Below are 26,984 nucleotides of genomic sequence, written 5' to 3' on the forward strand. Positions count from 1 at the left end.
GGAGAGAATCACAGAATGTCACCGGCCGATTTTCACACGACTCGCAAGATCGACTATTCCTGGGGCGTTACGAGATCATCACTTTCTCTCCGCATTCTCGCTTCTTTCGGTATCGCGATGATGTTGATCGCCTGTCAGGCGACACCGAGTAATGAATCGGAAGCAGAACGTCCGAATCGGCGCGAACTCGTGGACATCGAAGATCGGATCCTTGATTACGCCGAGCAGGCGAAAGCCCGCACGCCATACACACCCCCCGATGAAGCCCACCGCGAACGCCTGGTTCAAGGCGTGGGTCACCTCCTGGGCGGCGACCCGCGGAAGGCCGAAAACGTCCTCCGTGACGTCGGCTTGAAGGTGACCGGCCTCACGGATGCGACGACCGGCCGACGCTACGACGAGGTGGCTGCCCGAAATGCGAGGGGAGTCGAGGCGGGATGGGGGAGGCTGTACGTGAACGCCGACACCGGCGTCCGCTGGAGCGTGCAAGTGCCGCACCCGGTGGCCGACAGTGACACCGAAGCCCTGGCGGTGCGGCTCCTGGAGGGCGCGCCGGGCGGCGCACTGGTCCTGGCCGGCGCCCACCGCACGGCAGGACGTGGAGATGCGGCAGACGTCGCACACCGCACCGACAGCGCTTTTCACGCGATCGTCGCGGAACTCCAGAAACGGGGCATTCCGGGCGTTCAGTTGCACGGCTTCGCCCGAGCATCCGACCGCCCGTACGACGCCGTCGTCTCCACGGGCGCCACTCGGACGGCACCCGCCGAGGCGGCGGCACTGGCCGACCGCATGCAGGGCGACGGCCTCAGGGTCTGCAGAGGATGGTCCGACCGCTGCCCCCTGGAAGGAACGACGAACGTCCAGGGAAAAGCAGCGAAACGCCACGACGCGACATTCCTCCACGTCGAACTCTCCCCACAAACGCGCGGCAACGGCAGTGAGGCGGAAAAGGCGCGGACCGCCCTCTCGGGCCTCCTGGCGACGTGGTCCGAAGTGGGACGGTAGCGCCCTCACGCCCTCACGCCCTCATGACATTCACGGCCCAAGGGAACTCGAATGAATTCTGATTCCCCATCAGTCACAAGCGTCACCATGGCGCGAGAAACCCACCAACAGAGGATCGCCGCGAGGCCGCCGACGGTGGGAGTGCCGGTCCGGCGGTCCGTCAGTCCGTCGGCGACGTCGTGCACGCCGAAAACCGGTGGCGAGCCCGGTGCGACGGATGCGATGCTGACGCCAGTTGAAGGGGTGTAGCTCAGAGGCCAGAGCGCCGGTCTCCAAAACCGGATGCCGCAGGTTCGACTCCTGCCACCCCTGCCACCGAGTCGGCAGTTCCCTCACAGCCGACCGACCCACTGGTCGCGAGGGGCGTTCCGGGACGTGAAGAACCCCGTGCGGAGGTCCGCCCCCTCGGGGGGATACGGGGAAGAGGACCGCCCGATGATGGGACGTGAGATCGCGGCGAGCGAACTGCTGGCCGCGGACGAGATCGCACTCCTGCGGCGAGCGCTGCTGGAGTGGGGCGGACCGGCCAGGTGCAGTGATCCCATGGCCGTCGCCATGGGATTCGCTGACAGCCAGGACCTGCTCGACCAGTGCGGGCGGCTGAGGAGTGCGCTCCACGACGACCTCCCGCTGGCGCCAGTGGACTGGGCTCGGACTCTCCTGGCGGTGGAGATCGTGTTCGTCAGCGATCTCGCGGGTTCCGGCGTCGAGTGGCAGACGACCGCAGGACACTCCGACGAGTCGACGATCCGCTCCCTGCGGTCGATCCAGCGCAAGCTGTCCAGAACCGTGAGCCCCTACTACGGCAGATGCCCGCGGGCGTGACCAACGGCCATTGTCAGACCCTCGCGAGAGGATCACCTCATGACGATCCTTCCCGCCGAAGAGGCGCTGTCCGGCCTGCCCACCCCGTCCGACCTGTCCGGCCGCGCCGAGTACGAGGCCGCGCTCCAGCGCCTCCGCGAGGCCTCGCAGTCCTACTACGGGGATGGCGACAGCGCCATGGACGACACCTCGTACGACCGACTCCGGCAAGCCGTCCTGGCCTGGGAGGAGGAGAACCCGGACGAGGTCTCCCCGGACACTCCCACCGGCCTGGTCGCCGACGGCGCCGCCCCCATCGGCGACATAGCGCACACCACCCGACTGCTGAGCCTGGACAACGTCTTCGACGCCGAGGGCCTGATCGCCTGGGGCGCCTCCGTCGAGCGCCGCCTGGGCCGTGCCCCGGCCGGCGGTTTCACCGTCGAGCCGAAGATCGACGGCGCGGCCGTGGCCGCCCGCTACCGCGAGGGCCGCCTGGTGCAGGTCATCACCCGCGGCGACGGCAGGCACGGCGAGGACGTCAGCCATGTGGTCGGTCAGATCGACGGCCTGCCGGAGCAGCTCGCCGAACCGGTCACCGTGGAGGTCCGCGGCGAGGTCGCCTTCACCCAGGAGCAGTTCGAAACGGCGAACGAGGTCCGCACCGCCCACGGCGCGCAGGTCTTCGTCAATCCCCGCAACGGCACGGCGGGCACACTGAGGGCGAAGGGCCGCCCCTACCGGCTCCGGATGACGTTCTGGGCATACGGCGTGGTCGAGCTGGACGACGTGCCGTTCCTGCCCGAAGGCGCGACCCACGCCGAGGCACTGGCCGCGGTGGCCGCCGCCGGAGTACAGACGACAGCTGCCTCCCCGGCGGGCCTGCTCGTCGTCTCCGACCTGGCCGAAGCCCAGACACAGGTCGACGCGATCGCCGCGATGCGTGCGGACCTGCCCGTGGGAATCGACGGCCTGGTCGTCAAGCTGAACGAGGCCGCCGAGCAGGAGGCGGCCGGATACGGCTCCCGGTTCCCCCACTGGGCCATCGCGGTCAAGTTGCCCGCGATCGAGCGGCAGACGGTGCTTCAGGACGTCGTGTGGGAGGTCGGCCGCACCGGGGTCCTGGCTCCCACAGCCATCCTCGCGGCGGTCGAGATCGACGGGTCCACGGTCACCCGGGCCACCCTGCACAACCCCGCCGACATCCGCCGTCGCGACCTCCACCTCGGCGACACGGTGACGGTGTACAAGGCCGGCGACATCATCCCCCGAGTCCAGGCGGCCGTCGTCCGGCTCCGCCCGGCGGGAGCGAAGCCGGTGCCGCTGCCCGAGACGTGCCCGCGCTGCGGTGGCGAGATCAACACGGCCCAGGAGCGGTGGCGTTGCGCGCAGGGCACGGCGTGCGCGCTCCCGGCACTGATCGAGTACGCCGCCGGACGCGAGATGCTCGACATAGACGGCCTCGGCAAGACGTACGTGGCGGCTCTGGTCGCGTCCGGCGATGTCCGCGATGTCGCCGACCTCTTCACCCTGACCATCGAGCAGCTCACCACCGCCTCCGGCAGCTCCAAGCGCGCTGCGAAGCTCGCCGAGCAGATCGCGGCCGCCAAGGACCGCCCTCTCAACCGTGTCTTCTGCGCGCTGGGAGTGCTTGGCACGGGGCGCAGCATGTCCCGTCGCATCGCCCGGCACTTCGGCACGATGGAAGCGATCCGACAGGCGGACGCGTCCGACATGCAGGACGTGGAGGGGATCGGCCCGGAGAAGGCCCCGGTCGTCGTCGAACAGGTTGCCGCACTGGCCCCCGTCATCGACAAGCTGAGAGCGGCGGGTGTCAACATGAGCGAGCCCGAGGACCCGTCGGCGGCGCAGGGCGGACCGCTGGAGGGCAAGGTCGTCGTGGTCACCGGCAAGATGACCGGGCCACTGGACGGCTTCGGCCGGTCCGAGATGAACGCGCTGATCGAGAAGGCCGGCGGGCGCGCGGGCAGCAGCGTCAGTGCCCAGACGTCCATCCTCGTCGCGGCGCCGTCCGCGAACGGCAAGCCGAGCTCGAAGGCGGTCAAGGCCGCCGAACTCGGCGTCGAGGTCCTCACCCCGGAAACCTTCGCGGAGCGGGTGGCCGACTACCTGACCTGACACCCCGCCGCGCCGGGAATCCGTACGACCACCGCTCCGACCGATGAGTATGTGCTCCGTGCCCGGTCTCCCTTTCAGAGCCACCATCCACAAGGAGCGGCAGATGACTGATCAGACGACCCTCGACCTCGGACCACAGGCCGGCATCGTGGCCCGCGTCGCGGCGGAGGTCCCCGACGCGCGGCTCGCCGACCGTACGCCGTGCCCCGACTACACGGTCGGCGACCTGCTCGGCCACCTCACAGGCCTCGCCGTCGCCTTCCGTGACGCCGCACGCAAGGATCTGGGCCCGACGACGGACACGGCCCCCGACTCGGCGGCACCGTCGCTCCCCGCCGACTGGCGCCAGGTACTGCCTGGGGTGCTCGACGACCTGGCCGAGGCGTGGAGGGATCCGGCCGCGTGGACGGGCATGACCCGCGCGGGTGGCGTGGACCTTCCCGGCCAGATCGCGGGTGTGGTCGCCATCGACGAACTGGTGATCCACGGCTGGGACCTGGCCCGAGCCACCGGCCAGGAGTACGCCCCTGATCAGCCCGCACTGCTCGCCTCGCACGCGTTCCTGCTGGCGGCCGCCGAGGAAGGGGACCGTGGCGGCGGCATTTTCGGAGCCGTAGTGCCCACCCCGGACGATGCCCCGCTCCTGGACCGTGCGGTCGGCCTGAGCGGGCGAGACCCGAACTGGACGGCGGGTACGAGCTAGACCTCCGTGCGGCCGTCACCGCCCGCACCAGGGTCCGCAAGCACCCATCGCCCAGCCGCTACCAGATTCCGTGCTCAAGCTCCTCAAGGGATTGGTTCCACTGCGAGTCCTCGACCTCGAACGGCGTGGGATCGAAGGCCTCGACGGTGTCGCGGAACCCGGCGGCGAGTTCCTCCGGGTCGAGGCCGTTCGCGTGGTCGTTCTCGACCTTGCGGAACTCGACGAGAGCGAAGACGAGCGACTCGACGTCACGATGGAGCTTGACGTAGCCGAGCGCGCCTTCGGGGAAGGCGTAGATCGTGCCTGACGCGGGGTCGAGGGCAAGCAACGAGGTGAACAGGTACCCGAGGGGCCACCACGAGCGGCTCTCCGCAGGGCAGTGCAGGCCGTAGCGGTCGAATCGGCCGCCGATGGTGGAGGCGTCGACGTCGGGACCGTAAGGGTCGTCGACATCCATGCGCGAGGTGAACACATCGGAGGTCGGAAGCCCGACGCTGCTGAGAAAGCGGGCCGTACGGGCATCGAGTTCGCCGCCGTCACGATGAGGGAAGTAGGTGACGCAGCGCAACCCGTAGACGCCGGTCACGATCTGCGGGGTTACGGCGAAGGTCACGTGAGCTGCCCCGTCGTCGGTGATGCGGTGTGGTGCCGCAGCGGAGTTTCCGCAGGAGGCGCCAGCCTCTGAGGGTGGCCATGGTCTGCTCGCCGATACAACGGATCTTGGCGTGGGTGGTGTTGTGGCGGCGCTTCCACCGCTTGAGGTGGCGGCCCCGAAACGGTTCGCGGACGGGGCTGGTGGAGGCCATTCGGTCGATCGGCAGCAGGTGCCGTCGAGGATGACGAACGCCTTCTCCCGGATCGTCCGCATCGCCTCGGCCAGGGACGGGGCGATGCAAGCATGCGAAGCTCCTGGCCGACACGGGTGATCTTGGTCGAGAACCTGTCTACCAGGAGCTTCGCCGTTGCGCCCAACTCGCGTTCAGCGGATGCCCGCAACACGTTGAACGGCAAACAGAAGGGCCTCGGGTAGCCGGGGCCCTCCCTCTCATTCGCCGACGGCACCCGCGTCGCGCGCTCGGCCTTCTCCACAGGCCGGAGCAGGCCGAAGCGAGCCCGCACTACCACTGCTGATTCGGCTGGCCTGTGCAGTCCCACTGGCGGACCGGGTCGCCGTTGTCCGTACGCCAGTCCGCGACTTCAAGACACTTGCCACTGTGCACGTTGACGTACTTCATCGGCGCCACTGCGGATGCGGGCGAGGACGCCAGGCACAGCGCTATGGAAGCGCCCGCCGTCGCTACACCAACGGCCCGGCGAGCCGTACGGCTGATGCCGTTCTTCATGCGAGCGGGACCGGCCGCGGCCAGGGCCGTTCGGTCGTAGGTCATCTGACGGTTCGATCTCGATGACGGCCATGAATTCCATGCGGTATTTGTCGAGTTCAGGGTGGTTCCAGTATTCATCCGGGCGGATCTTGTGAAACCTGAATGTCGCGTTGGTCTCGTTCGTGGCGACGATCCAGCGCACGGGGCAAGGCCGGTCGAGCCCGTAGACGATTCGGCTGAACTCCAGGGCGAAGGCGATGCCATGGAGAAGCAGGATCCGCTGATCGTCGTCCGTGATGCTTGGAACGCCGTCGACGAGTTCGACCTGAACGGGGACAAGGTCCTCCAGATGGAAGGAGCTGTCGGAGCATTCCCAGGCGGTGAGGTCGTTGAAGAACGAGGGGGCGCCACCAGGATCGCCTGCGGAGTCGCCCCACGTGAGTACGTCTCCTCGGTGGCTGATTCCCGTTGAAAGCTCGTCGCGCAGACCTGGTGCGAGCCCGCCGGGCGGTGTCGCGGCATCCAGCCCGGCAAGCACTCCCACCGCGCGCACCGGGGCGTCGTTCAACTTCAGCGACAACATGGTGAGGATGATCGCAGCCGCTTCCCGGCACGCGACTCCGTGCAGCCGCGGCGGTGTCTACGGCCGGTGTTAGCCTGCTGCTCATGATCAAGCGCAGCCTCGGCGACCGAATAGCCCGCATGGCGGGGGACAGCAGGCCGGAGCGCGTGCTGATCGCCGCCAGTTTCGTCAACCGGGTCGGCAACGGTCTGTTCAACGCGGCGTCGGCCCTCTATTTCACTTTCATCGTGGGACTGCCGGCCATGCAGGTCGGCGCGGCGCTCACCATCGCCGGAGTGATCGGCTTGTGCGCGGGGATACCTGGGGGTCATCTCGCTGACCGGCGCGGCGCACGCGTGATCATGATGCTGGCCCTCGCGGTCCAGGCGGTGTCGATGGCGGCCCTCGTCCTCGTCGACAGCTGGGCCGCGCTCACGGCCATCGCGACGGTCGACCAGATCGCCGCGGCGGTCGGAGGGGCGGCGTGGGGGGCTCTGGTGGTCCGGGTCGGGGGTGAGCGACCGGCCATGTTCCGGGCGAAGCTGCGCACCTTCGTCAACCTGGGCGTAGTCCTGGGAACGGTGGGTGCCGGGCTGGCGCTGGCCGCGGACACCCGCGGCGCCTATGTCACGCTGATTCTCGGCAACGCGGCGAGCTTCGCCCTGTGCGCGGTGCTTCTGCTTCTGCTGCCCCGCTATCCGGTGCTGGCAGCGCCGCCGCGGCAGCGGCGCTGGCTCGTCTTCGCGGACCGTCCGTTCCTGACGTTCACCGCCCTCTACGGGGCCATGGGACTGCAGTACCCGGTGGTCTCCCTGCTCCTGCCGATCTGGATCTCCGAACACACCGAAACGCCGCGTTGGACGGTGGCCGCGCTGTTCGCCGTCAATGCCGCCTTCTGCGTACTCCTGCAGACCAAGATCGGCTCCCGTATCGAAACCCCGTACGACGGCGGCAGGGCGTTTCGCACTGCGGGGCTGCTCTTCCTCGTCAGCTGTCCGATGATGGCGCTGGCGGCGTACGCCCCTGTCTGGGCGGCAGCAGGACTGGTCCTGGCGGCGATCTTCGTCCATAGCCTGGGAGAGGTCTGGGAGTCATCGGCGTGCTTTGCCCTGGGTTTCGGTCTTGCCCCCGACCATGCCCAGGGCCAGTACCAAGGTGTCCTCGGCCTCGGCTTCAATGCGGGCCAGGCTCTTGCCCCTGCGATCCTCACCACGGTGGTGCTAGGCCTCGGCACCCCAGGCTGGCTGCTCCTTGCGGCGTTCTTCGCGGCGCTGGGCGCTGCCGGCCCCTCTCTCGCCCGCTGGGGCGAACGGACCCGGCCGAAGCCGGGTGTTGCTGCGGAAGCGACGGCATAGCCGGGGAGTAGCTGTCAGGGACCGTAGATGTTTCGGCAGAGGGCTCCGGCTCCCATGGGCGTGTGGATGCGCTGGGCCTGTCGGCAGAGCTGGCGCATTTCGGGTACCTGACCGGCTGTCGGCTGCTGCCGGGGAGCGGATGCCCGCTGGTTTTTCGGCGGCTGCGGTGCCGGGTTGTCGCCGGTCTTCCGGGCAGACGGGCGAGATGGCTTCCGTGTCGCCGTCTTCGGCCGCTGCTTCTTCGGTACGGCTTCCCGTACGGGCTTCGAGTCGTCCGACTGGCTCGGCTGCCCTGCGATACGACGGGCCGCTGGAACAGCGGGCGGGGGCGGGGGTGCGATCTTGGGCGCGGTCCGGGGCTGGGATCGGGGTTGGGGAGGGGTGGTGGCCAAGTCTTCGCGGGGCGCCGCCTGGGTGGCGTCGGGCCATGCAGGGATGGTGGTGGGGGGTCGCTCGGCGGCAGGCGCAAGCTCTGCGGGCCGGACCGGCGGACGTGCGGCCGGGGAGTCGGGGATGGCGACGCACCCGCTGCTGAGGAGCGCGGCGAGGATGAGGGACGTCGTACGGCGGGGCTGCATGACGATCACGCTGCCCGAGCGGTCCGGGGCCCGACCACGGCATCGCCTCGCGCCACTGGGACGAGTGAACAGCCCTTGCCGGTGGACATGGCCGCGTCCCGCACGGGACGAGGCGTGTGGCAGGCGGGGCCGCGCTTCGCGGACGAATGGGGGCGGGAGTTCGGTCGTGGGCATGGCCATGGGCGTGCTGTGAGGAGCGACCGGAAGTGGGGCGCACGGCAGCCCTCTCCGTGTTCGAGCGTTCTGAGATGATCACGTCATGAGATCGAACACCGAGAGGCCGGCCCCCTTAGGGGTGGCCGAAGTCGACATTCCCGCCCCGGGCGGCGGCCGGCTGCGGGCCGAACGCCGTGGCATCGGCAGCCCAGTCGTCCTGCTGCACGGCGCGGGCATGGATGCCCGCCTGTGGGATGCGGTTGTTCCGGAGCTGGCCCGTCACCACGACGTCGTCCGCTACGACGCCCGCGGTCTGGGGCGCTCCAGCCTGCCGGACCGGCCCTTCGACGATGTCGAGGACTTGGGCGCCGTTCTTGACCACTTCGGTCTGGATCGCGCCGCTCTGGTCGGGCTGAGCATGGGAGGGGAGACGGCGCTGGACTTCGCGCTGGCCCACCCCGGGCGGGTCAGCGCACTGGTCCTGGTCGGTGCGTCGGTCAGCGGCCACGTCTGGCCGCAGGACCCGCACTCCTCGGCCTACGCCACCGCCCGCCGACAGCGGGACGCGGCGGCCCTCGCCGCGCTGGAACTGTCGGTCTGGGCTTCGCTGGGCCGCACGGCCGTCGGCGGAGAGCTCATCGAGGCGATGGTGGCGGACAACGCCGAACGCCGAGTCGCCGGCGAACCGTTCTTCGCGCACTTCCCGGACCGCAACGCCGAATCGCGACTGTGCGACATCGCCGCGCCGACCCTGGTCGTCCACGGCGAGCAGGACCACCCGGAGATCGCGGCGATCTCCGACCGGCTGGTCGCCGACATTCCCGATGCCCGCGGCGCGGTCGTCCGGGACGCCGACCACTACCTGCCGCTCCGCAGTCCCGAACGACTCCTCGAACTGTTGCTTTCGCATCTGGCCTGACCGAACGACTGCAATCGATCAACAACCATGGACGATCGCACCCGTCCTCGGACGGCCTTCCGCAGCAGGACGGGCCGGGCTGTGGGGCTCTCTGCGGGCTGGTGTGAGGTCTGACGTCGTGCTGCCAGTGGCTACGGCCATCGCATGTCGATGGCGGACAGCCGTTCGGTCCGCTCCCGGGTCAGGGTCGCGGCTCGGGTGCGTTGGTTGTTGATCCAGGCTCCGAGCTTGATCTCCCGTTCATCTCGGCCGTCCCCGTCCCCGTCCCTGCTCAGGGTGATGGTCTCGATGTGTTTGCGGGGTACGTCCAGGTGTCCTTCGCGTGTGTGGAACTGTCGGGCTGCGGCGTAGTGGATGGCCCATTTCTCTGCCTGGCTTGTCCGCGGCTTGGGCTTCTCGTCTTCGCCGGCGGGCCTGATGCCGAGGACCTGCTCGCACATCCACTGCTGCACGCTCGTGAGCTTGTCCCAGCCGAGGCGCTGCGCGCGGACCCAGCGTCCGAGATCTTCGCCCTGGTGCATGACGACGCCCGGTCGGGTGGGCAGTTCGCTGCCGATCTCCTCGAGGTGGAGGCGGGTGAGGTGGAAGGCGCGCTGCCATTCCACCGGCCAGGCCGGGCACCAGGAGGGGTCGATCGCTTCGAGTTGCTCACGTCGTTCCGGTGGCAGGGTCCGCGTCCATGATGCGACCGGGAGTCCCTGGGCCTGGCGTTGTTCGAGGTCCTGGGCGCGCCGGTTGGCGGCGCGGGCGTTCTTCAGCCAGATGCCGACCTTGTAGCCCTGGTGGGAGGCGTCGAGCGGGGCCAGGAGGTGGCCGTGCTCGGCGGCCCACCCGCGCGCCGCCGACAGACCCTCCTCCCAGGCGACGTCGAAGTGCGACCACACCATGCCGAGTGTCTCCAGCTGGGCGATACGGCCTTGGTCCATGTCGCCGCGGGCGTAGAACCGGCGGGCGTCGGCGGTCCACTGCCCGAGGGGGAAGTCTGCGAGCGAGGTCGGCCACCCGACTCCTTCCGCCTCTTCGCCTTCTGGGACGCGGTACGTGAAGGGCACGCGGAGGTCGCCGTGCTCACGGGCGTAGATGACGGCGGCTTCCACTCCGCGTCGCCAGTGCTCGTGCTCGGGGTCGAGGACACGCAGGCTGATGAACGCGGCGAGGACGGCCGGGTCGCGGGGCGTGGAGAACTTCAACAGGGCCCTTGCGGGGGCGCTGACGCCCCCGGAGCTCCCTTCCGCCCTCTTGCCCTCCTCGTCTGTGATGACCGGCTTGGAGCGGCTGGGGGCCTGCTGCTCGGCGAGGGCTTCCACGACCCGGGCGTCGTGCGCCCGCAGCGCCTCCAGGAGCTTGGCGAGCCCGCCGTAGGCCCGGGAGGTGAGCATGGTGTCGGCCGTTTCACCCGGTCCGAGGAGGATCGGCACCACGAGCGACGCCGTCTTCCCTTCGCCCGGCTGCATCCGCAGCGCCCGCCCTACTGCCTGGACCAGGTCGGGCATCGAGCCGCGTACGTCGGCCCAGTAGACGGAGTCGCAGTTCTTGGTGTCCACGCCTTCCCCGAGGACCTTCACGGACCCCAGATAGCTCTTCTCCGCCACAGTGCCGTCGGTGGCGATCCCGTCGGCGAACTCGCCCAGCACGCGGCGCCGGTGAAGCGGCTTGTGCTCGCCGCACAGCCAGTCGGCCCGGATCGTCCCGGGGTACAGCTCGGGGTCGGCGGCGTGCAGCTGTGCGGCGACGCCCGGAAGGCCGGCGGCGAATGCCTCGGCCTCCTTCACGACGTGGTGGAAGACGAGCGTCCTGCGGAAGTTCCCCTCGGAAGACGCCTTCACCAGGGCGGTCTGCAGGGCCGCGAGCCGGGCCCCGCGGACCTCCTCGGAGCGCCCTTCCGTGCCCAGGAGCTGCGCGGCTTGGAGCTGGGTGTCGGCGACGTCGACGCACACGACCTGGTAGGGGGCGCAGATTCCCCGGTCGATCGCCTCGGAGAGCGTCAAGGTGTAGCAGCGGCTGCCGAAGGCCCCGTCGGGGTCGTCGTCCATGCTCGCGACCAGGTCACCGGGCGCGCTCGCCCCGTCCTCGTCCCCGAGCTGCCACAGCCGGGGCGTGGCCGTCATGTAGAGGCGACGCAGCGAGGGAATCCTCTGGTTGTCGTGGACGACCGCCCAGGGTTTCCCGATCCGGCCCGAAGTCCGGTGCGCCTCGTCGACCACGATCAGGTCCCAGGCGGAAAGCCCGGCGGCATGCGCCCGCTCCAGGGTGCCGAGACCCAGGCTGGCGTAGGTGGCGTAGACGGTGACTTTGTCCAGGCCGTGGGTCCACTCCACCAGCTCGTCGACGTCCGTGGTGTTGGGGAAGGACGCCTCCTCGCCCCGCAGGGAGGAGACCCCGATCATCGGGCCACGACGGCCCCCCGCACGCCAGGCGTCCTCGGTCTGGGAGAGCAGGTCCAGTGAGGGCACGAGGACCAGGACACGGCCGGCATGGAGCTCCTCCGCGCTGCGGACCGCCACCCGGGTCTTCCCGGATCCGGTCGCCATGATGACCTGGGTCCGGAGCCCCCGCTCGGGCACAAGTGATCGTGCGGGCAGTTCGAGGGCCCGCAGGACCGCGTCGACGGCTTCACGCTGAGCGGCTTCGCGCTGATCAACGCGGCTTGTGGTCGACATGTCCCGCCTGCCTTGTCCTGGGCGCCGCCCGGTCGGTTCGGGCGGCGATAAATGGTAAACCCGCACGCAGGAGAGCCGTGAAGGCTGTGGCCGGGCTGGTGCGGTGGAGCGCTCTCCAGGCTTCCTGGAGGCCCCGGGGCGCGCGGTCACGCCACGCAGCAGATGGTCACGCTACCGGGAACGCTGATCACCTGGAGTACGACGGACCCGGGGCGGTCGACGGTCGCCGACAGCGCGTGAGGAGCGGTCACGGGCGTGCCCCATGAGCGAGCGGGCGAAGCAGTAGGAGGTCGGAAGCCACACGGCGGCGGCGATCCACAGCAGCACGCGCCCCAACACTTCCAGCCACCCGACTCCGGTGGCGGCCGCGACCGACAGGGAGGCCACCGCCGTCATTCCGAGCGGGAAGACCGTCGCCCAACGACGGACGTCGTAGCCGAGGCGGGGGCGGACGAACTCGCCGCACAGCAGGACCACGTACCAGGCCAGATCAAGCGCCACCAGGACAAGGGTGGTCGTGCGCAGCGTCGTGGCCGCGCCGCCCGACCAGACGCCCGAGGCCAGGAGCTTCGATCCGGCGAGCGCCGAGATCGCCAGGGCCCCGCCCGCGATCCATTGGTCGCCCGCGCCCGTCACCACCTGGCGGACATCGAAACGGGCCAGGGCGTCGACGTACAACACGAGTCCCAGCAGGAACAAACCGAGGGCCACCCGAGCAAGCCAGTCACCGGCTTCCGGCGCGAGGACGGCACACAGCACCGCGAGCCCCTGGGTGGCCACACAGATCAGGAACACGGCGCCCGGTGCCCGCCGGGGCAGGTGCCGGAGGACGGCGACCAACATCACGGGCCACACCACCGCGGCGAGCACCAGGAGTGACACGGCCACCGGAGTGAGGCCGAGGCCCTCGAACCGGACGCCGAGCACGGTCGTGGCAGCTACCGCGGTCAGGGCCGGAGGGGTGTCGGCGGTCACCGCCCAGCGGCGCCGGTCCCCGAGGAGCAGGGCCGCGAAGTCGAACGCCAGCAGCAGCCACAGCGCCGTGGCCAGGCACAGCGCCACCACGGAGACCACCTCGAAGCCGGTCAGGCTCAGACCGACCGACAGGATGCCGGTGGCCATGACCGCGGCACCGGTCACCGGCGGCCACGCGGCCCAGTGCCCGGCGTACCGGTTCATGACATGCTCGCGCTCCTGCATGTCCCCATCGCATCGCTGCTCCCGGCACCCCGCCAGTCGTCGGGGCGGAGGAACGGGCGGAGAGGCACCCTTTCGGCTCTACGGGGGGATGCCAGTACGACCGTTCGTGGAACTGGAGACCGCGGTCGAAGGGCGCTGCCGAACGACCGGATGGCGCGGACGGACGGCGCTCGGCGAGAGCGTGTCAGCGTCGCAGGGCCGTTCGCAGCGTGAGTCCGTGGTGGCGCCGTAGCCGGTACAGCTCCCAGCACGACAGGGCCGTCACCGTGACGGGGGCGCCGAGGATGAAGACCACCCGGGCTCCCGTCGGCACCTGGCCGTAGGCTCCGGTGATCACATCCAGCAGGGCCATCTCCCACACCAGGACGCCGGCGAGGATCGGCGGCAGCACCTCGTGGATGTCGGCGGTGCGGAACACGTGCACCAACGACAGTCCGATGCCGTAGAGCGCGAAGCCGATCGACCACAGGAACAGCACGACGATGAGGATCCTCCCGGGAAGCCCCACGGCGTCCCGCAGGCCCGCCAACTCCGGGGCCATGGCGAGGGCGGAGGTGCCCATGGACACCATGATGGCCAGGACCGAGCCGATCGGACGCAGGGCCCGGCGCAGGTACACCCGGCGCAAGCCGTCCCTGGCGGCTGCCACGAAGGCGCCGACCACTACGGGGAAGGTGCAGACGAGAACGAGCACACTCGACCAGCTTTGGTCGAGGCGTTCGCTCGCCACGCCCTGGACGTCGTCGGCGGTCACGATGGCCTTGTAGGTGAGCATCAGACCCACCCAGGCGACGAGTCCCAGCCCGGTCCGCCACAGCTGGAGCTTCCGGACCTCCCGATCGTTGACGATCTCGGGGCGCGAGGGACGGAACGTCCGCTGGGCGGCGTACAGGGGGTTGTAGAGGCCGCGGAGGATGTTCCGGGCCCGCGAGGGCTCTGCGCGCGGCGTCGGGACCGGTCCGTATCCCGGCGGGTACGGGTATCCCGGCGGAGGGCCGGATTGTGCGTACGGGTATCCCGGCGGAGGGCCGGACTGCGCGTACGGATATCCCTGTGGCGGACCGAAGGGGGCGTTCGGGTGCCCCTGCGGGGGCACCGGAGGCGCGTAGGGGCGTCCCTGCGGCGGGTTCGCGCCGCTGCTGCCCGCCTGGTCGCCGTACCCACCGCTGCCGTAACCGCTCATGCCACGTACCCCCGATGTCCTGCACGTTCGAACCCGGGCATCCTAGGTCCTGGACGTCCGGCGGCGGGTCTCCGGCCAGGGATCGTTCCACAGAGGCGGCGGTTTCATGCGAGAACGCACCAGCGATGGAACGGTGAGGCAGATCATGGCACTTCGCCGGATCGCGCATGTCCAGGTGGCGCCGGCCGTGCCGGTGGTGGCTTCATGAGGGGTGCGGTGGTGTTCCCGCTGCCTTGCTTCTCGCAACCACCCCGTAGACGCGTCGAGGTGATCTCCGATGGTGACAGACCGGTACGGCAACCCCTTGCACGAGTGCACCGAAGAGACGGCCGCACACCTGGACCGGGCCGTCGACTCCCTGCTCCACTTCGACCCCGAGGTCGAGCAGGCGGTCGGCGATGCTCTCGAAAGCGCGCCGACCTCACCTCTCGCCCAGTCCTTCGCCGCCTATCTCGGGGCGTTGGGCACGGAGCCCGGCGACGCCCTCACCGCGCGGCAGCGGTTCGGCCGGTACACGGCCGGCGTGGACGGCTCGTCCCTGCCCGTGCGGGAGCGCCTGCACCTTGCCGCGGCCGGGGCATGGCTGGCCGGAGATCTGCACCGTGCGGGCGGGCTGCTGGAGGAGTTGTCCCTGGTGTGCCCGAGGGACGCGCTCGCCCTGGCCGTGGGGCACCAGCTGGACTTCTTCACCGGTGACTCGGTCCGCCTGCGTGATCGCATCGGGGGAGCCCTCTCGGCCTGGGACGCCGCCGACCCCCACCGCGGCCTGGTGTTGGGCATGTACGCCTTCGGGCTGGAGGAGTCGGGTCACTACCGCTTGGCCGAGGAGGCAGGACTCGCCGCGGTCGAGCAGAACCCTCGCGACGTCTGGGCGATCCACGCCGTGGTGCACACCTACGAGATGCAGGGACGGGTGTCGGAAGGCATCGGCTACCTCGATGCCCGCCGCGAGGACTGGGCGCAGGGCAACTACCTGAACGTCCACAACTGGTGGCACTACTCCCTGTACGCCTTGGAGGCGGGGGACACCGGCACCGCCTTGAGCATCTACGACGCCGCCCTGCACAACGACGCGTCGGCCGGCGTGGCCATGGAACTGCTGGATGCCGCAGCGCTGCTGTGGCGGATCCGACTCGCGGGAGGGGAGTCCGGCCCCCGCTTCGGGGCGCTGGCCGATGCGTGGGCCTCGCGAGCCGATCCACCGTTCTACGCGTTCAACGACGTGCACGCAGTCATGTCCTATGTGGGTGCCGGGCGGCTCGCGGAGGCGGCGCGGCTCATCGCGGACCGACGACGATGGCTGGCCCAGGGGGGTCCGGACACCGTCACCAACAGACGGATGACCGCGGACATCGGTCTGCCCGCGTGCGAAGCGCTGGTGGCGCACGGGCAAGGGAAGCACGCCACCGTCGTGGAGCTCCTGTGGCCGCTGCGCCGTAGGCTGCACGAGTTCGGCGGAAGTCATGCGCAGCGCGACGCGCTCCAGAAGACCCTGATCGACTCCGCGCTCGGCTCCGGACGGCGTGAACTGGCCCGTGTGCTCATCAGTGAGCGGATCGGGCTTCGGCCCGACAGCTCGTACAACTGGGCGGCTCGGGCTCGCCTCGCCGATGCCCTGGGCGATGCCGCCCTGGCCACCGCCGCCCGCGGCCATGCGAGGGACGCCGCTGCGACAGCTGCCGAAGCACTCCCGCCCTTGCCCCTTCGTCCGGACGCCCACGCACCATCCGGCGAAAGTGCTGCGCCTGGAGCCGGTCCCGTATCTCGGTGAATTCCGGAGCGGCGGGGGTCTCCGTCTTCCGTCAGCGGCCGGAAGACGGAGACCCCCAGCAGCCGGAAGACGGAGACCCCTGCGGAGACGTGGGACGGAGACCCCCTGTGGAGACCCGCTGTGGAGGCGTCGGCGTGGATGCGACGCCGACTCACCCGGCCCAGCCGGGCCTCCGGCTTCCTGCCCGGCGAGGCCGCCACCTTCTGCGGATCCACGCCGAACCGGAACGGCTTGTCGGCTCCGTCGGCGAACCGCCACGAGGATCCGGGGCTAGCTGAGCGTCTTCACCGCGGCAGCGTCGTACGGCTTGAGCTCGTCTGTCCGCCCTGCGAGTACCTTCGCCGCCCACTCCGGGTCCTGGAGCAGCGCGCGGCCGACGGCGACCATGTCGAACTCGTCCCGCTCCAGGCGGTCGAGGAGGTCGTCGATGCCCTGTACCGGGGCGCCTTCGCCCGCGAAGGCGTGGATGAAGTCGCCGTCCAGGCCGACCGAGCCGACCGTGATGGTGGGCCTGCCCGTGAGCTTCTTGGTCCAGCCCGCCAGGTTCAGGTCCGAGCCCTCGAACTCGGGAATCCAGTGGCGGCGGGTGGAGGCGTGGAAGGCGTCGACGCCGGCCGCGGCGAGCGGAGCCAGAATTGCCTCCAGCTCCTGCGGGGACTGGGCGAGCCGTGCGTCGTAGGCGTCCTGCTTCCACTGCGAGTAGCGGAAGATCACCGGGAAGTCGGGCGAGACGGTCGCGCGGACCGCGCTCACGACCTCGGCCGCGAACTTCGTACGGGCCACGGGGTCGCCGCCGTAGGCGTCGGTACGGCGGTTCGTCCCGGCCCACAGGAACTGGTCGAGGAGGTAGCCGTGGGCGCCGTGCAGTTCGATGCCGTCGAAGCCGATGCGCTCGGCGGCCGCGGCGGCCTCGGCGAAGGCGCCGATGACGTCGTCCAGGTCACTCTGGGTCATCGCCTTGCCCGTGCCCTCGGTGCCGTCGGGGCGGATTCCGGAGGGGCCCACCGCCGGGGCGTCGGCGTAGGGCGCCTGGCCCTGCTGGCGCACCATGCCGATGTGCCACAGCTGCGGGACGATCGTGCCGCCCGCCGCGTGCACGGCCTCGGCGACCTTCGCCCATCCCGCCAGCTGCTCCTCGCCGTGGAACCGCGGCACACGGTCGCTCTGCCCGGCCGATTCGTGTCCGACGTAGGTCCCCTCGGTGACGATCAGGCCCACGCCGGCGGCGGCGCGTCGGGCGTAGTACGACCGCACGTCCTCGCCGGGGACTCCGCCGGGGGAGAACATGCGCGTCATCGGCGCCATCGCGATGCGGTTCGGGACGGTCAGCCCGTTCAGCGAGACGGGCCGGGACAGGATCTCGGCAGCGCGGGAGGTGGGGGACGCGGTGACGGTCACAGGGACGCTCCTCGTGGCGATTACTTGACAACCTTGATGCTTGAGAACTTCATGCAACGAAAGGACGGTAGAGGCCAATGCTTGAGATAGTCAAGCATCTCCGGCTAGAGTGACCCTCATGACAGAAGCTCCCCGCGTCGACACGGCCCAGCTCATGGAGCTGCTCTCCGTGTCGCTCGGCGTCTACTACGGCGACTTCACCGTCGCCGCGGCGAGCGAGAACCTCACGGCCAGCCAGGGCAAGGCCCTGACCGTGCTACGTCGGGGACCCGCCGCGATGCGCTCCCTGGCCGAGACCATGACCTGCGACGCGTCCAACATGACCGGGATCATCGACCGGCTGGAGAAGCGGGGCCTGGTGCGCCGCGAGGCCAGCGCCTCCGACCGGCGCGTGAAGAACGTCATCCTCACAGCAGAGGGCGAGCGCGTCACCGACGCGATCCGCGCGAAAATGCGCACGACGCAGGAGGGCCTGGACAGGCTCACCGGCCAGGACCGGGACTCCCTGTACACCCTGCTGGATCGGGTCTTCGTCTCCCAGCCCGACGCCTGACCCCCTGGCCGCTTGTGCCGGCCCTTCACGGCACCGCGGGCGAGGACGTACCCCAGAACGAGAACGGCCTGCCGGTCCGCTTCACCTCGGTGCTCGTGGCCGAAGAGAAGTGCCGGGAGATGCGACGAAGGCGAGAGGCCGACATCGCTCACCGAGGGTGCGTCGGACCCGGGGTGCGTCGGACCTTCGTGGTCCGACCCGTCCTCAGCGAAGCTGTTCGGCCAGTCCGACGATGATGCCCTCCGGGCCGCGGACGTAGCAGAGCAGATAGCTGTCCTCGAACCGCGCGATCTCGCCGACGAGTGTGGCGCCGTGAGGGCGCAGGCGGGCAACGGTGTCCTCGATGTCGTCGACGGCGAACATGACGCGGTGCGTGCCCAGAACGTTGTGCGGCCGGTTGCGGGGGCCGCCGCTGATCACCGCGGGGCTGCGGTACTTCGCCAGCTCGAGCCGACTGTGACCGTCGGGGGTCCGGACCATCGCGATGTCACAGTGGACGCCTTCGAGTCCGGTGCACTGGTCGGCGAAGAGGCCCTCGACCTCCCCCCTGCCCTCCAGCTCCATACCGAGTTCCACGAAGAACGCGATGGCGGCATCCATGTCGTCGACGACGATGCCGACGTTGTCCATCCGCTGAATCGCCATGCTGACTTCTCCTTCTTCCGCGCGCGGCCGGTGGTGGCCGCCGATGACCCGGGGACGGATCCGGTGACCCGTTCTCGACATCCTCGGACCGCCGATCTCCGAAGAATCTGGATCGTGTCTCAGCACCGATACAGCAGCTGGCGAGCCAAGGGTGAGTGCGGGGCAGATGGCCCCTCCCATCACGATGGTGGATGTGGGAACGACGCGACGACATCCACGAGGACTTCCTCGGCCTGGCCGCCTGCCTCATCACCCACCGACGCGTCTCGCCGGTCAGGGTCTCCACTCCTTCGGGCGCCATCCACGAGTCGCTCGCCCGACCCACGGCGTCGTTGGTGCGCAACAGTGACCGTCTGCGCCCGAGCGACGCTCCGCCCACAGTCGCCGGTCGGCGCTCATTTGTCGCAGTGCTCGGCGGGCTCCTGACGACCAGGCGCGTCATCACCGAGGTCTTGGCCATCCACCCTTTCGTTCTCCCCGGCAGAGCCCCCTGTCGGGTCGCGCAACCTTGGCCGAAACGCGCCGTCTGTTGGTGACACCTGCCCGAGCGATGCGACCCGGAGGCAGTCCGGCTCGGGCGACCCGTGATGGTGTCACGGGTTCCCGCGGTGGGTGCCCGGGCCGGGATCTCCCGGGGCCGGGTCCTCACCGCGCCTTTGCCGTGCGGTGGTGCAACCGCCGCTTCAGGCAACGGCGTTCGTTCTCGTCGAGACCGCCCCACACTCCTGTCACCTGACGGGAGTCGTCCATGGCCCAGCGAAGACAGGCCTCCTGAACGGGGCAGCCTCGGCAGATGCGCTTGGCCTCTTCGGCCTGGACCAGAGCGGGGGCGCCGGTCCCCACGGGGAAGAAGAGGTCGGGGTCGATGTTCTGGCAGGCGGCGGATGCGCGCCAGTTGTCCATGGCGTTCCTCCTGTCTACGGGTGCGAGTGTCCTGCCATTCGGCTGACCGGTCGGCGGCACTTGAAACGCTGTCAGCCTCGCGAGTACGCCCCCTTTCCGGCGCGACGATGGGTGGCGGCCCGGCCCGTCAGCCGACTGGCCAGGGCCGTAGGGGCGGGTGATCGAGCGGGCTTCGTGGCGCGCGGGCTGCTGTACCTTCTCGTCGGAGCCCTGGCCGTACGCATCGGCCTGACGTGCACGAGCGATCAGGCCGACCGGCCCGCGTGCGGATCTGGTGAGCCGATCGTGCCGGAGGAAGACTCCCTCTTCGTCGTCAAGGCACGGCATTCCGCCTTCAGGGCGGCCGCCCTCCTGCCGGCGGACGGCATCACGTTCGACCTTCCGTGCGTTCACCGCTGTCCGGACCCGCCTCGCTGAACGCGCGCATGCCGGGGCCGGGTCGAACCGTCGTCGGCGGCGATGCCGGCGTCCGTCGGCTCATCTCACTTGTGACGAGATGCCATAGGGGACATCCGGGTGGCTTTCTCCCTGGCCCGCAACGGGTCGCGGTGCCCACGTCGTCATCATCTGCACGTTGCACGACGACTGAGGAGACGCTCATGACCGAGTTCCAGGCGCTCACCACGGCTCCGCGCGCACTGTTGGATCTCGACCCGTACCGCTTCCCTGCCGTGTACGTCGACGACCGGCCCAGGGAGACATCGGCGGTCTTCGGCATCATGGAGTACGACGACTTCCCCGAGCCGGAGCCTGCGCCTTCAAGCAGCCTGTCCGACCGTCTGCAGCCGGCCGACCGCCGCCGGCTGGAGCTGCACGCCGCTCTCACCACGGCGGGTATCGCACCCATGCCGGGCGATCTCGACGTCATCGAGGTGCTGTGCACCTTGGACGACACCACCCACAGTGCGCTCCGTCGATGGCTCAGCCGGTCTGGCACCCACTGACACATCACAAGAGTCGGCCGGTTGAATCCGCCATGCCTCGCCTCCCTGCCCATGCAGCTCCTGGTCCGGGATAGTCAGCCACTTCGTCGGCTGATCCAAGGAACGAGGTAGGAAGAGATGTATTCCTCTTTGCGGTCGGTGCGGTGGCTGGCTTCCGTCTGCGATGACCCCAACAAGTGCCTGAGCGAGTGGGGGCTGAGCGATCGGGGTGTGGTGCTCTTGCCGGCGGGGCGGCTCTGGGACGCCCTTGCAGTGCCGGAGACGCTGGGACACGGCCTGCTGAACGCAGTCGCCCGCCGCGGGCGTTCAACGACCGGCCCGGTGCTCCGCAACAGCAGGCGTCAGGAGCTCGTGCTGCTGATGACTCCAGGCAGCCCCGCCACGAAGCTGGGGCGGGCCGCTCGGTACCTGACGACGGGAACCTGGCTGGCCGTCCCCGACCCCGGCCGGAAGGTGACCGGCCTTTCGTGGCTCGTCCCGCCCGACGGGCGGGGAGCGCTTTTCTCCCCACACGAGGTCTATGCCGCACTCGAGCCACGGTGACGGCGGGTGCCGTCGCAGGCACGGCGGCCGAGCTCACCCTCGCGTACGCGCTGGGACGGCGGGCGCGGCGACGCGGCCTCGGACCGGCGGCCCTGCTCTTCGAACGCCGCTTCTGAGGGGGGCGAGGTTCCCGGCCCTTCCCAGCGTCGCGTACTGACCGAACCCCGTCCATCCGTCTCCTTCACCACCTGTCCTTCGGGAGGTAGACGCGCATGGTCCCGCTGCTTCTTGTTCTTCTGCTCGTCCTGCCGCTCTCGGCGCCGGCTTCGCGGCCAAGGCGCTGTGATGGATCGCCGTCCTCGTCCTGTGGCCGCTGGGCTTCGTGGTCCGGCCCAAGAGCGGCCCGGCCCGCTGGCATCGCCGGTAGACGGCCCCAGTCGTCCACCGCTGGAGGACGGTCGAGTTCACCACCTTCGCCGTGCCCTACTACATGGTCGGAGAGATCAAGACGTTCTTCCGAGACACTTGCTGGGCGTGCACGTACCCGCCGCTTGCAGGAGGCCCGGGTGCACGTATCCCGCCTGCTCTCGCGCCCCATGAAGCGCCTGCGTCAAGCCCTGTTCGATCCGGATGATTCGGCCGACCGCCCGCGCGCGCCCCCGTGGACGTGGTGCGGCGCGTGGAGATCGGCCGAGGCCCCGGCCCTTCTTGGGCTGATCGGTGCGTCTCCAGGGTGTCTGCCGGGCGAAAGCCTTGGGGCAGGCGCCCTGTCCATGCCTCCGTGACGAGTGTCCCCAGCGGGCGCGCTTCCACAACTGGACTCGGTGAGGTCGGTCCTGGCGTCACCGTGCGTGGTCGCCGGGGGCGTATCGGGTCCAGGTTCCGCCGACTTCGCCGCCCGACGGCCGCAGCGTGCGCATGTGCGGACGTGCCACCGCTTGTGAGAAAGCAGTTGCGCACCCGTGCGTTCCCGGATGTACCGCCTGGAGAGATGGTTGCCCCGAGGCGGCTGCGGGTCGGTCCCGTTGTCATAGCCAGTTGGCAAGATCGAGTTCATGAACCGCACCCCGACCACTTCGCCGCGGCCGTTCGACGTGACCACGGTCTTTCCTCAGCTGGCTCCGCTGGCACGCACGGCGACCCGGTTGCACCCCCGCCCCGGGTCTCCGTCACCGCAGGACAGCTCCATCGGCGGACCGCTGCTATGGCCCGCCGACGAGCCGTGGCCGCACTGCGACGGACCTCATGTGGTGGACGGAATCAACCGGGCCCTGTCCCCAGCGGACGTGAGGCTGGAACGACGGATCCGTGCTGCCTCGCGCGGCAGGAGCCTGACCTCACAGGAACGAGAGACCCTTGAGCGAATCCGACCCCCTCGGAAGTATCCAGTGACGCTGGCGGTCGCCCCGTATGAGGGTTCCCTCGCGATGCTGCCGGTCGCACAGTTGTACACACGGGATGTGCCCGATCTGCACGCGCCAGACGGAGCGGACCTGCTCCAGGCCCTGTGGTGCCCCTTCGACCATCCGATCATGCCCAAGACCGCGCTGTTCTGGCGGTCGGCAGCCACGGTCACCGACATCCTCACCACGCCCCCCGAACCGCCCGCGATGCAGTTCGACGGCTACCTGCCCGAGCCGTGCCTGCTCAACCCGGAGCAGGTCACCGAATACCCGGACCACCTGGAGTTGAGCAAGGAACTCCAGGAGCAGATAGGCAACTGGAGCGTGTGGCAGGCAGCCGAAACAGGGGTGGACAGCGCTTACGCGTCGTACCCGCAGAACTTCTACGACAATGAGTTGGCCGGCGCACCCGGCTGGAAAGTCGGCGGCTGGCCTCTCTGGGGCGCCACCGACCCCGCCCCCCGGCTCTGCCCTGCCTGTGGCAGCGACATGGATGCCCTGCTGACCATCGCCACGTTCGAGGCCGACGACGACAGCAGTTGGCTCCCGCACGAGGGCCCGGCAGATGAAGCATCCCTGGGCTTTGACCACTTCGAACCTGGCAAGCCCACTGCGGTCCAGATCGGCAGCGGCTACGCCCAGCAGCTCTATGTCTGCCCGGCGGCGCCCGAGCACCCCCACTCCGAGCTGATGCACTAGCCGGCCACACGAGACCGGCCCCCCAGCCCCTCCACGTTCGAGTTGAGACCTATGCCTATCGGCACGTGGCGGGGCGGGCGGTGTGGACGTCGCGGACTGCTTCGCGAACACCGCGCGCACGGCGGGCTCATCGAGGGCCTGCTGGGCCGCCATCCGTCATGTAGCGCTCAATGACCACACACACCGGCCTCCGTCGCACTGCTGGAGGACAGCCGCGCGACGGAGGCCGCTCGCGGGCCAGGTCACATCCGGCCCAGTATTCGGTTCTGTGACAGACCGGTACAGCCGCGGAGACCCAGATCAGTAGCAAGGCCGCCACCCACCTCTCCCGGGTGTTCCGCAAGACCGACGTCGCCACACGTGCCGGCCTCGCCGCCCTCATGGCCCGTTTCTGACACCGGGACACCTCGTGGCCGCGGACCCGGCGGTGGGTGACCGGCGTCCGGTCACCCACCGCCGGTCCGGTACGTCCTCAGGGCGTGGTGCGCACGGGGAAGCTGAAGGTGCGTCCCTGTTCCTTGAGCCACGGCAGCACCTGCTTCAGGGCCTCGACGGTCTGATCGCGGTCGCCGCCGCCGTCGTGGAAGAGGATCGTCGGCCCGTTGGACAGCTCGTTCTTGACCGTGCTGACGATGGCGCCCGTGCCGGGCTTCTCGAAGTCCTTGGTGTCCACGTTCCACCCCAGCGGCCGCATCCCCGCCTCGGCGGCGATGCGTCGGCTGTCGGGGGTGAACGCACCGCCCGGCGCCCGGTAGTACTCCACCTTGGCGCCCCCGGCGGCGTCCTCGATCATCTTCTTCGCGTCCAGGATCTGCTGCCGCTGGTACGCGACGGACTTCTTGTCCATCGCGGTGTCGTGGGACGTGGTGTGGTCGCAGAGACGGTGCCCGTCCGCGACGATCCGCCTGACCAGGTCGGGGAACTCCTTCGCCCGCGGCCCGACCATGCAGAAGACCGCCTTGACGTCGTGCTGCTTGAGGACCTCCAGCACCTTGGGCGTCCACTGCGGGTCGGGCCCGTCGTCGATGGTGATGTTCACGGCCTTCCCGCCCGCCTCGGCGGCATGAGCGATCCCCTGAGGCATCCTCACCTTCGAGACCGGCGGCGGCCCCTGCGCCGGATCCTTCGTCCGTCCCTCGGGCGTGTCCTGCGCGCCCGCCCCCGTTCGGGCGGCGGCCTCGGTGTCCGTCAGCGTGGTGGCCCCCCACGCCGCCAGGCTGATCGCGACCGCCGAGGCCGCCACGGCTATGTGCGCGGTGTACTTGCTCTTCAGCCCCATGTCCTGCTGCTCCTCGCCCGTTCTCAACGCTCTCCCGGAGAAGGGGACGGAAGAGACGGCCGAAAGGTTTCACCCGACCCGGCCCCAAGAGCGTAAACGTGCGGAGCGGGGGACTCAGACCGAGGTACCCCTGCTGAACCAGCCGCTGAACGGCGGCGCTCCCGCAGGGGATTCCGCCCCGGCGCCGGCGCCTTCGCCGAGGGCGTACCGCTCGGCTCTCGCCAGTACCCTCTCCGCCTCCGCACGCCAGGTCGCCGCATCCGCGTCCGGACGGGGCGGCGGCAGGTACGGGCCGCGGTCCGGTGCTTCGGAGGCCGCTCCGAAGAAGTCACCGCCCTTGCGCTTGAAGTCGTCCGTGCCCCACGGGCGGCCGTGGCCGCGCGCGGGGACCTTCTGGAAGTGGGGGATGTGCTTGGCGCAGTGGATGTACGCCTCCTCGACGGTGATCACCACCCACACCAGCGGCCGTCGGCCGGGCACTTGGTCGGCCGGGAGCCAGGGGTGGGCGCGGCGCATCTCGTCGTCGGCCACGCCCCTGGCCCTGCCGTTGACATGGAGCCCGATGCGGTCCCGGAGGAAGTCGACCATGAGGATGCCGACCTGCGGGTTCTCCTCGATGTTGCCGAGGCTGGCGTGGACGCCGTTGCCCCGGTACTCGGGGTAGGTGAGCGTCGCTTCGTCCAGGACGTGGAGGAAGCCGGGCGGGCCGGCGCGGAAGGTGTTGTCACACGCACCGTGTCGGTCGGCGGTGGCCAGGAAGAACATCTCCTGCCGGTTCACGAACTCGCGCATCCGGGGGTTCAGTCGGTCGAGGACCTGGTCTGCGTAGAAGCGGTCCGCGCGGTCCGTGGTGCCCATGCGCTGCTGGACGAGGTGTTCGCCGTCACTGCCCGGGCGGGTGGTGCGCAGGGTCGTCGTCGCCTGCTGTCCGGCGTGTTCGAAAGTACTCACGTCGTTGCCCCGACCAGTTCTTCGATGGAGTCGTGCCGTATGCGGTGGGTGGGTATGCCGATGCCCACGAGGGTGTCGACGCTGCACCGGATCATTCCGGGCGGGCCGGACAGGTACGCGTCGTGGGTGTGCCACGGGCCGAACTCGCGTACGGCCTCCGGGATGCCTCCGGACAGCAGGCCGACGGGACCGTCGTCGAGGACCGGGCGCACCGAGAGCCAGGGGTGCGCCTGCTGCAGCCGGAGCATCGTGTCGATGTCGTACAGGCCCTGGTTCTGGCGAGCGCCGTAGAACACGTCGACGGAGCGGCGCCGACCGTGCTGGGCGACATCCTCCACCAGGGCCTTGATGGGCGCGATGCCGGTGCCGCCGCCGAGACACAGCAGCCCGTTGTCGCTGGTGTGGTCCACGGTCATGGAACCGGCGGGAGGACCGAGCCGGATGACGTCTCCGGTGCGGGCGCGGTGGACGAGGGCGTTGGAGACCCAGCCCGCCGGTACGGCCTTGACGTGGAAGGAGAGGAGTCCGTCGGAGCGGGGCGCGGAGGCGAAGGAGTAGTGCCGCCAGATCCGCGGCCACCAGGGGGTCTCAAGGGCCGTGTACTGCCCGGCGAGGAAGGGATACGGCCCGTCGGGCCGGACCGTGACGACCGCGACGTCCTTCGTCCGCATGACATGGGCGACCACCTCCGCCTGCCACCAGGCCGGCGCACGCAGCTCGTCCTCGGTCGCCGCGTCGATCATGATCTGGGAGATCGTGGTGTAGGCGCCCACCCACGCGGCCTCGGTCCGTGGCCCCCAGGTCTCCGGGGCGTGGCGGGCGAGGGCGCCGATCAGGGCCTCGCCGACGGCCGGATAGTGCTCGGGGAGAGTGCCGTACTTCCGGTGCCCGCGGCCGAGGTGGGTCAGATACGTGGTCAGGGTGACGGGGTCGTCCGCGTGGGTCGCGGCGGTGAGCAGGGCCTTGAAGAGCCGGTCGCGCTGGGTGTCCATCGCGGCGGGGAAGAGGTCCCGCAAACCGGGGTGGCGGAGGAAGAGCAGTGCGTAGAAGTACGAGGTGACCCGGTCGGCGATCGGCTCGATCTCGGCCATCGTGCGGCGCAACAGCTCCGTGGCGGACGGGACCGCTGCCGCTGCCGGGGTCGCTGCCGGGGTCGGGGTCGGTTGGCGTTCCGCCGGGCGCGCGGCTTCCGGGGCCGACCGGCCGGTCTCCGGATGCCCGGGTCGCCGGGGCCCGTGCGCTCCCTTCGGACCTCGCGCGAACCAGCCCCCGTCCTGACCGCCGGCAGTGGCAGCGGCACCGGGGCCGTAGCCGTCGGCCGACGGGGTGGTCGGAGCTTCCATCGGTCTGCCTCGCCTCGAAC

At 69.9% G+C, this 26,984-nt stretch carries 22 protein-coding genes, 1 tRNA gene and 3 pseudogenes; 13 read left to right on the plus strand and 13 right to left on the minus strand.

What is annotated here, in order from left to right:
- Positions 1-15 precede the first annotated feature (15 nt).
- From OG514_RS31685 to OG514_RS31705, 5 genes are all read left to right on the plus strand, one after another.
- On the plus strand, positions 16-1,008 hold the full coding sequence (locus OG514_RS31685) for a hypothetical protein (protein WP_266900589.1): 993 nt from the start codon (positions 16-18) through the stop codon (positions 1,006-1,008).
- A 239-nt stretch (positions 1,009-1,247) separates the two neighbouring features.
- Positions 1,248-1,323: transfer RNA gene (locus OG514_RS31690), tRNA-Trp, on the plus strand.
- A gap of 120 nt (positions 1,324-1,443) precedes the next feature.
- Positions 1,444-1,833: a hypothetical protein gene (locus OG514_RS31695; protein WP_266900590.1), complete on the plus strand. Its 390-nt coding sequence runs from the start codon at positions 1,444-1,446 to the stop codon at positions 1,831-1,833.
- A 39-nt stretch (positions 1,834-1,872) separates the two neighbouring features.
- Positions 1,873-3,951, plus strand: a complete 2,079-nt coding sequence (gene ligA / locus OG514_RS31700) for an NAD-dependent DNA ligase LigA (RefSeq protein ID WP_266900591.1) — start codon at positions 1,873-1,875, stop codon at positions 3,949-3,951.
- A gap of 103 nt (positions 3,952-4,054) precedes the next feature.
- The gene (locus OG514_RS31705; protein ID WP_266900592.1) at positions 4,055-4,654 is read left to right on the plus strand and encodes a TIGR03086 family metal-binding protein; all 600 of its coding nucleotides are present in this window, start codon (positions 4,055-4,057) and stop codon (positions 4,652-4,654) included.
- 58 nt (positions 4,655-4,712) lie between these two features.
- Here OG514_RS31705 and OG514_RS31710 read toward each other — a convergent pair whose 3' ends face one another.
- The 4 genes and pseudogenes from OG514_RS31710 to OG514_RS31720 all read right to left on the minus strand — a co-directional run bounded on the left by OG514_RS31710 (position 4,713) and on the right by OG514_RS31720 (position 6,562).
- The gene (locus OG514_RS31710) at positions 4,713-5,267 is read right to left on the minus strand and encodes an SUKH-4 family immunity protein (protein ID WP_266901027.1); all 555 of its coding nucleotides are present in this window, start codon (positions 5,265-5,267) and stop codon (positions 4,713-4,715) included.
- Positions 5,268-5,282: 15 nt separating this feature from the next.
- Positions 5,283-5,540: pseudogene (locus OG514_RS31715) on the minus strand (hypothetical protein); the annotation flags it as partial.
- Positions 5,541-5,772: 232 nt separating this feature from the next.
- The gene (locus OG514_RS39490) at positions 5,773-5,889 is read right to left on the minus strand and encodes an RICIN domain-containing protein (protein ID WP_353962706.1); all 117 of its coding nucleotides are present in this window, start codon (positions 5,887-5,889) and stop codon (positions 5,773-5,775) included.
- Positions 5,852-6,562 carry a hypothetical protein gene (locus tag OG514_RS31720; RefSeq protein ID WP_266900593.1) on the minus strand — a complete coding sequence of 237 codons (711 nt, stop codon included), beginning with the start codon at positions 6,560-6,562 and terminating at the stop codon, positions 5,852-5,854. The genes OG514_RS39490 and OG514_RS31720 overlap by 38 nt, the downstream gene beginning before the upstream one ends.
- 83 nt (positions 6,563-6,645) lie before the next feature.
- On the opposite strand from OG514_RS31720, the gene OG514_RS31725 reads away from it, so the two are divergent.
- Both OG514_RS31725 and OG514_RS31730 read left to right on the plus strand, forming a co-directional pair.
- Complete coding sequence (locus OG514_RS31725; protein ID WP_266900594.1) at positions 6,646-7,896, plus strand: MFS transporter; 1,251 nt, start codon at positions 6,646-6,648, stop codon at positions 7,894-7,896.
- Positions 7,897-8,733: 837 nt separating this feature from the next.
- Positions 8,734-9,549, plus strand: a complete 816-nt coding sequence (locus OG514_RS31730) for an alpha/beta fold hydrolase (RefSeq protein ID WP_266900595.1) — start codon at positions 8,734-8,736, stop codon at positions 9,547-9,549.
- 131 nt (positions 9,550-9,680) lie between these two features.
- Here the strand turns inward: OG514_RS31730 and OG514_RS31735 are convergent, their stop codons facing one another.
- From OG514_RS31735 to OG514_RS31745, 3 genes are all read right to left on the minus strand, one after another.
- Positions 9,681-12,209, minus strand: coding sequence for a DEAD/DEAH box helicase (locus OG514_RS31735; protein WP_266900596.1), 2,529 nt, complete (start codon positions 12,207-12,209; stop codon positions 9,681-9,683).
- A 171-nt stretch (positions 12,210-12,380) separates the two neighbouring features.
- Positions 12,381-13,409 carry a tellurite resistance/C4-dicarboxylate transporter family protein gene (locus tag OG514_RS31740; protein ID WP_266900597.1) on the minus strand — a complete coding sequence of 343 codons (1,029 nt, stop codon included), beginning with the start codon at positions 13,407-13,409 and terminating at the stop codon, positions 12,381-12,383.
- A gap of 184 nt (positions 13,410-13,593) precedes the next feature.
- On the minus strand, positions 13,594-14,592 hold the full coding sequence (locus tag OG514_RS31745; RefSeq protein ID WP_266900598.1) for a hypothetical protein: 999 nt from the start codon (positions 14,590-14,592) through the stop codon (positions 13,594-13,596).
- 277 nt (positions 14,593-14,869) lie between these two features.
- Between OG514_RS31745 and OG514_RS31750 the strand changes: the two genes are divergently transcribed.
- Positions 14,870-16,363 carry a tetratricopeptide repeat protein gene (locus OG514_RS31750; protein WP_266900599.1) on the plus strand — a complete coding sequence of 498 codons (1,494 nt, stop codon included), beginning with the start codon at positions 14,870-14,872 and terminating at the stop codon, positions 16,361-16,363.
- 270 nt (positions 16,364-16,633) lie between these two features.
- On the opposite strand, the gene OG514_RS31755 is transcribed toward OG514_RS31750, so the two are convergent.
- Complete coding sequence (locus OG514_RS31755) at positions 16,634-17,761, minus strand: NADH:flavin oxidoreductase (RefSeq protein WP_266900600.1); 1,128 nt, start codon at positions 17,759-17,761, stop codon at positions 16,634-16,636.
- Positions 17,762-17,879: 118 nt separating this feature from the next.
- Here OG514_RS31755 and OG514_RS31760 point away from each other — a divergent pair, with 118 nt between their 5' ends.
- Positions 17,880-18,314 carry a MarR family winged helix-turn-helix transcriptional regulator gene (locus OG514_RS31760; RefSeq protein ID WP_266900601.1) on the plus strand — a complete coding sequence of 145 codons (435 nt, stop codon included), beginning with the start codon at positions 17,880-17,882 and terminating at the stop codon, positions 18,312-18,314.
- A 204-nt stretch (positions 18,315-18,518) separates the two neighbouring features.
- Here OG514_RS31760 and OG514_RS31765 read toward each other — a convergent pair whose 3' ends face one another.
- Together OG514_RS31765 and OG514_RS31770 are read right to left on the minus strand one after the other, a co-directional pair.
- Complete coding sequence (locus tag OG514_RS31765; protein ID WP_266900602.1) at positions 18,519-18,959, minus strand: VOC family protein; 441 nt, start codon at positions 18,957-18,959, stop codon at positions 18,519-18,521.
- Between the two features lie 645 nt (positions 18,960-19,604).
- The gene (locus OG514_RS31770; RefSeq protein ID WP_266900603.1) at positions 19,605-19,862 is read right to left on the minus strand and encodes a WhiB family transcriptional regulator; all 258 of its coding nucleotides are present in this window, start codon (positions 19,860-19,862) and stop codon (positions 19,605-19,607) included.
- A 599-nt stretch (positions 19,863-20,461) separates the two neighbouring features.
- On the opposite strand from OG514_RS31770, the gene OG514_RS31775 reads away from it, so the two are divergent.
- The 4 genes and pseudogenes from OG514_RS31775 (at position 20,462) to OG514_RS31790 (ending at position 23,391) form a co-directional block, all read left to right on the plus strand.
- Positions 20,462-20,806, plus strand: a complete 345-nt coding sequence (locus tag OG514_RS31775) for a hypothetical protein (protein ID WP_266900604.1) — start codon at positions 20,462-20,464, stop codon at positions 20,804-20,806.
- 755 nt (positions 20,807-21,561) lie between these two features.
- A pseudogene (locus OG514_RS31780) lies at positions 21,562-21,716 on the plus strand (hydrophobic protein).
- A gap of 24 nt (positions 21,717-21,740) precedes the next feature.
- A pseudogene (locus OG514_RS31785) lies at positions 21,741-21,870 on the plus strand (RNA polymerase sigma factor SigF); the annotation flags it as partial.
- A gap of 807 nt (positions 21,871-22,677) precedes the next feature.
- Positions 22,678-23,391, plus strand: a complete 714-nt coding sequence (locus tag OG514_RS31790; protein WP_323181646.1) for a hypothetical protein — start codon at positions 22,678-22,680, stop codon at positions 23,389-23,391.
- Positions 23,392-23,863: 472 nt separating this feature from the next.
- Here OG514_RS31790 and OG514_RS31795 read toward each other — a convergent pair whose 3' ends face one another.
- The 3 genes from OG514_RS31795 to OG514_RS31805 form a co-directional block, all read right to left on the minus strand.
- Complete coding sequence (locus OG514_RS31795; protein ID WP_266900606.1) at positions 23,864-24,670, minus strand: polysaccharide deacetylase family protein; 807 nt, start codon at positions 24,668-24,670, stop codon at positions 23,864-23,866.
- 114 nt (positions 24,671-24,784) lie between these two features.
- The gene (locus tag OG514_RS31800) at positions 24,785-25,621 is read right to left on the minus strand and encodes a pyridoxamine 5'-phosphate oxidase family protein (RefSeq protein ID WP_266900607.1); all 837 of its coding nucleotides are present in this window, start codon (positions 25,619-25,621) and stop codon (positions 24,785-24,787) included.
- Complete coding sequence (locus OG514_RS31805; protein ID WP_266900608.1) at positions 25,618-26,964, minus strand: globin domain-containing protein; 1,347 nt, start codon at positions 26,962-26,964, stop codon at positions 25,618-25,620. Before OG514_RS31805 ends, OG514_RS31800 begins: the two co-directional genes overlap by 4 nt.
- Positions 26,965-26,984: the final 20 nt, after the last annotated feature.

The sequence above is a fragment of the Streptomyces sp. NBC_00572 genome, assembly GCF_026341815.1.
In the GTDB taxonomy this organism is placed as follows: Bacteria; Actinomycetota; Actinomycetes; order Streptomycetales; family Streptomycetaceae; genus Streptomyces.

Bases quoted from the DNA above. Each gene is read 5' to 3' on its own strand.
- OG514_RS31775 (WP_266900604.1), top strand. From the start codon at position 20,462: ATGACCGAGTTCCAGGCGCTCACCACGGCTCCGCGCGCACTGTTGGAT.
- OG514_RS31750 (WP_266900599.1), top strand. From the start codon at position 14,870: ATGGTGACAGACCGGTACGGCAACCCCTTGCACGAGTGCACCGAAGAG.
- OG514_RS31705 (WP_266900592.1), top strand. From the start codon at position 4,055: ATGACTGATCAGACGACCCTCGACCTCGGACCACAGGCCGGCATCGTG.
- OG514_RS31770 (WP_266900603.1), bottom strand. From the start codon at position 19,862: ATGGACAACTGGCGCGCATCCGCCGCCTGCCAGAACATCGACCCCGAC.
- OG514_RS31695 (WP_266900590.1), top strand. From the start codon at position 1,444: ATGATGGGACGTGAGATCGCGGCGAGCGAACTGCTGGCCGCGGACGAG.
- OG514_RS31760 (WP_266900601.1), top strand. From the start codon at position 17,880: ATGACAGAAGCTCCCCGCGTCGACACGGCCCAGCTCATGGAGCTGCTC.
- OG514_RS31740 (WP_266900597.1), bottom strand. From the start codon at position 13,409: ATGCAGGAGCGCGAGCATGTCATGAACCGGTACGCCGGGCACTGGGCC.
- OG514_RS31685 (WP_266900589.1), top strand. From the start codon at position 16: ATGTCACCGGCCGATTTTCACACGACTCGCAAGATCGACTATTCCTGG.
- OG514_RS31725 (WP_266900594.1), top strand. From the start codon at position 6,646: ATGATCAAGCGCAGCCTCGGCGACCGAATAGCCCGCATGGCGGGGGAC.
- OG514_RS31745 (WP_266900598.1), bottom strand. From the start codon at position 14,592: ATGAGCGGTTACGGCAGCGGTGGGTACGGCGACCAGGCGGGCAGCAGC.
- OG514_RS31765 (WP_266900602.1), bottom strand. From the start codon at position 18,959: ATGGCGATTCAGCGGATGGACAACGTCGGCATCGTCGTCGACGACATG.
- ligA (WP_266900591.1), top strand. From the start codon at position 1,873: ATGACGATCCTTCCCGCCGAAGAGGCGCTGTCCGGCCTGCCCACCCCG.
- OG514_RS31735 (WP_266900596.1), bottom strand. From the start codon at position 12,209: ATGTCGACCACAAGCCGCGTTGATCAGCGCGAAGCCGCTCAGCGTGAA.
- OG514_RS39490 (WP_353962706.1), bottom strand. From the start codon at position 5,889: ATGAAGTACGTCAACGTGCACAGTGGCAAGTGTCTTGAAGTCGCGGAC.
- OG514_RS31805 (WP_266900608.1), bottom strand. From the start codon at position 26,964: ATGGAAGCTCCGACCACCCCGTCGGCCGACGGCTACGGCCCCGGTGCC.
- OG514_RS31720 (WP_266900593.1), bottom strand. From the start codon at position 6,562: ATGTTGTCGCTGAAGTTGAACGACGCCCCGGTGCGCGCGGTGGGAGTG.
- OG514_RS31730 (WP_266900595.1), top strand. From the start codon at position 8,734: ATGAGATCGAACACCGAGAGGCCGGCCCCCTTAGGGGTGGCCGAAGTC.
- OG514_RS31795 (WP_266900606.1), bottom strand. From the start codon at position 24,670: ATGGGGCTGAAGAGCAAGTACACCGCGCACATAGCCGTGGCGGCCTCG.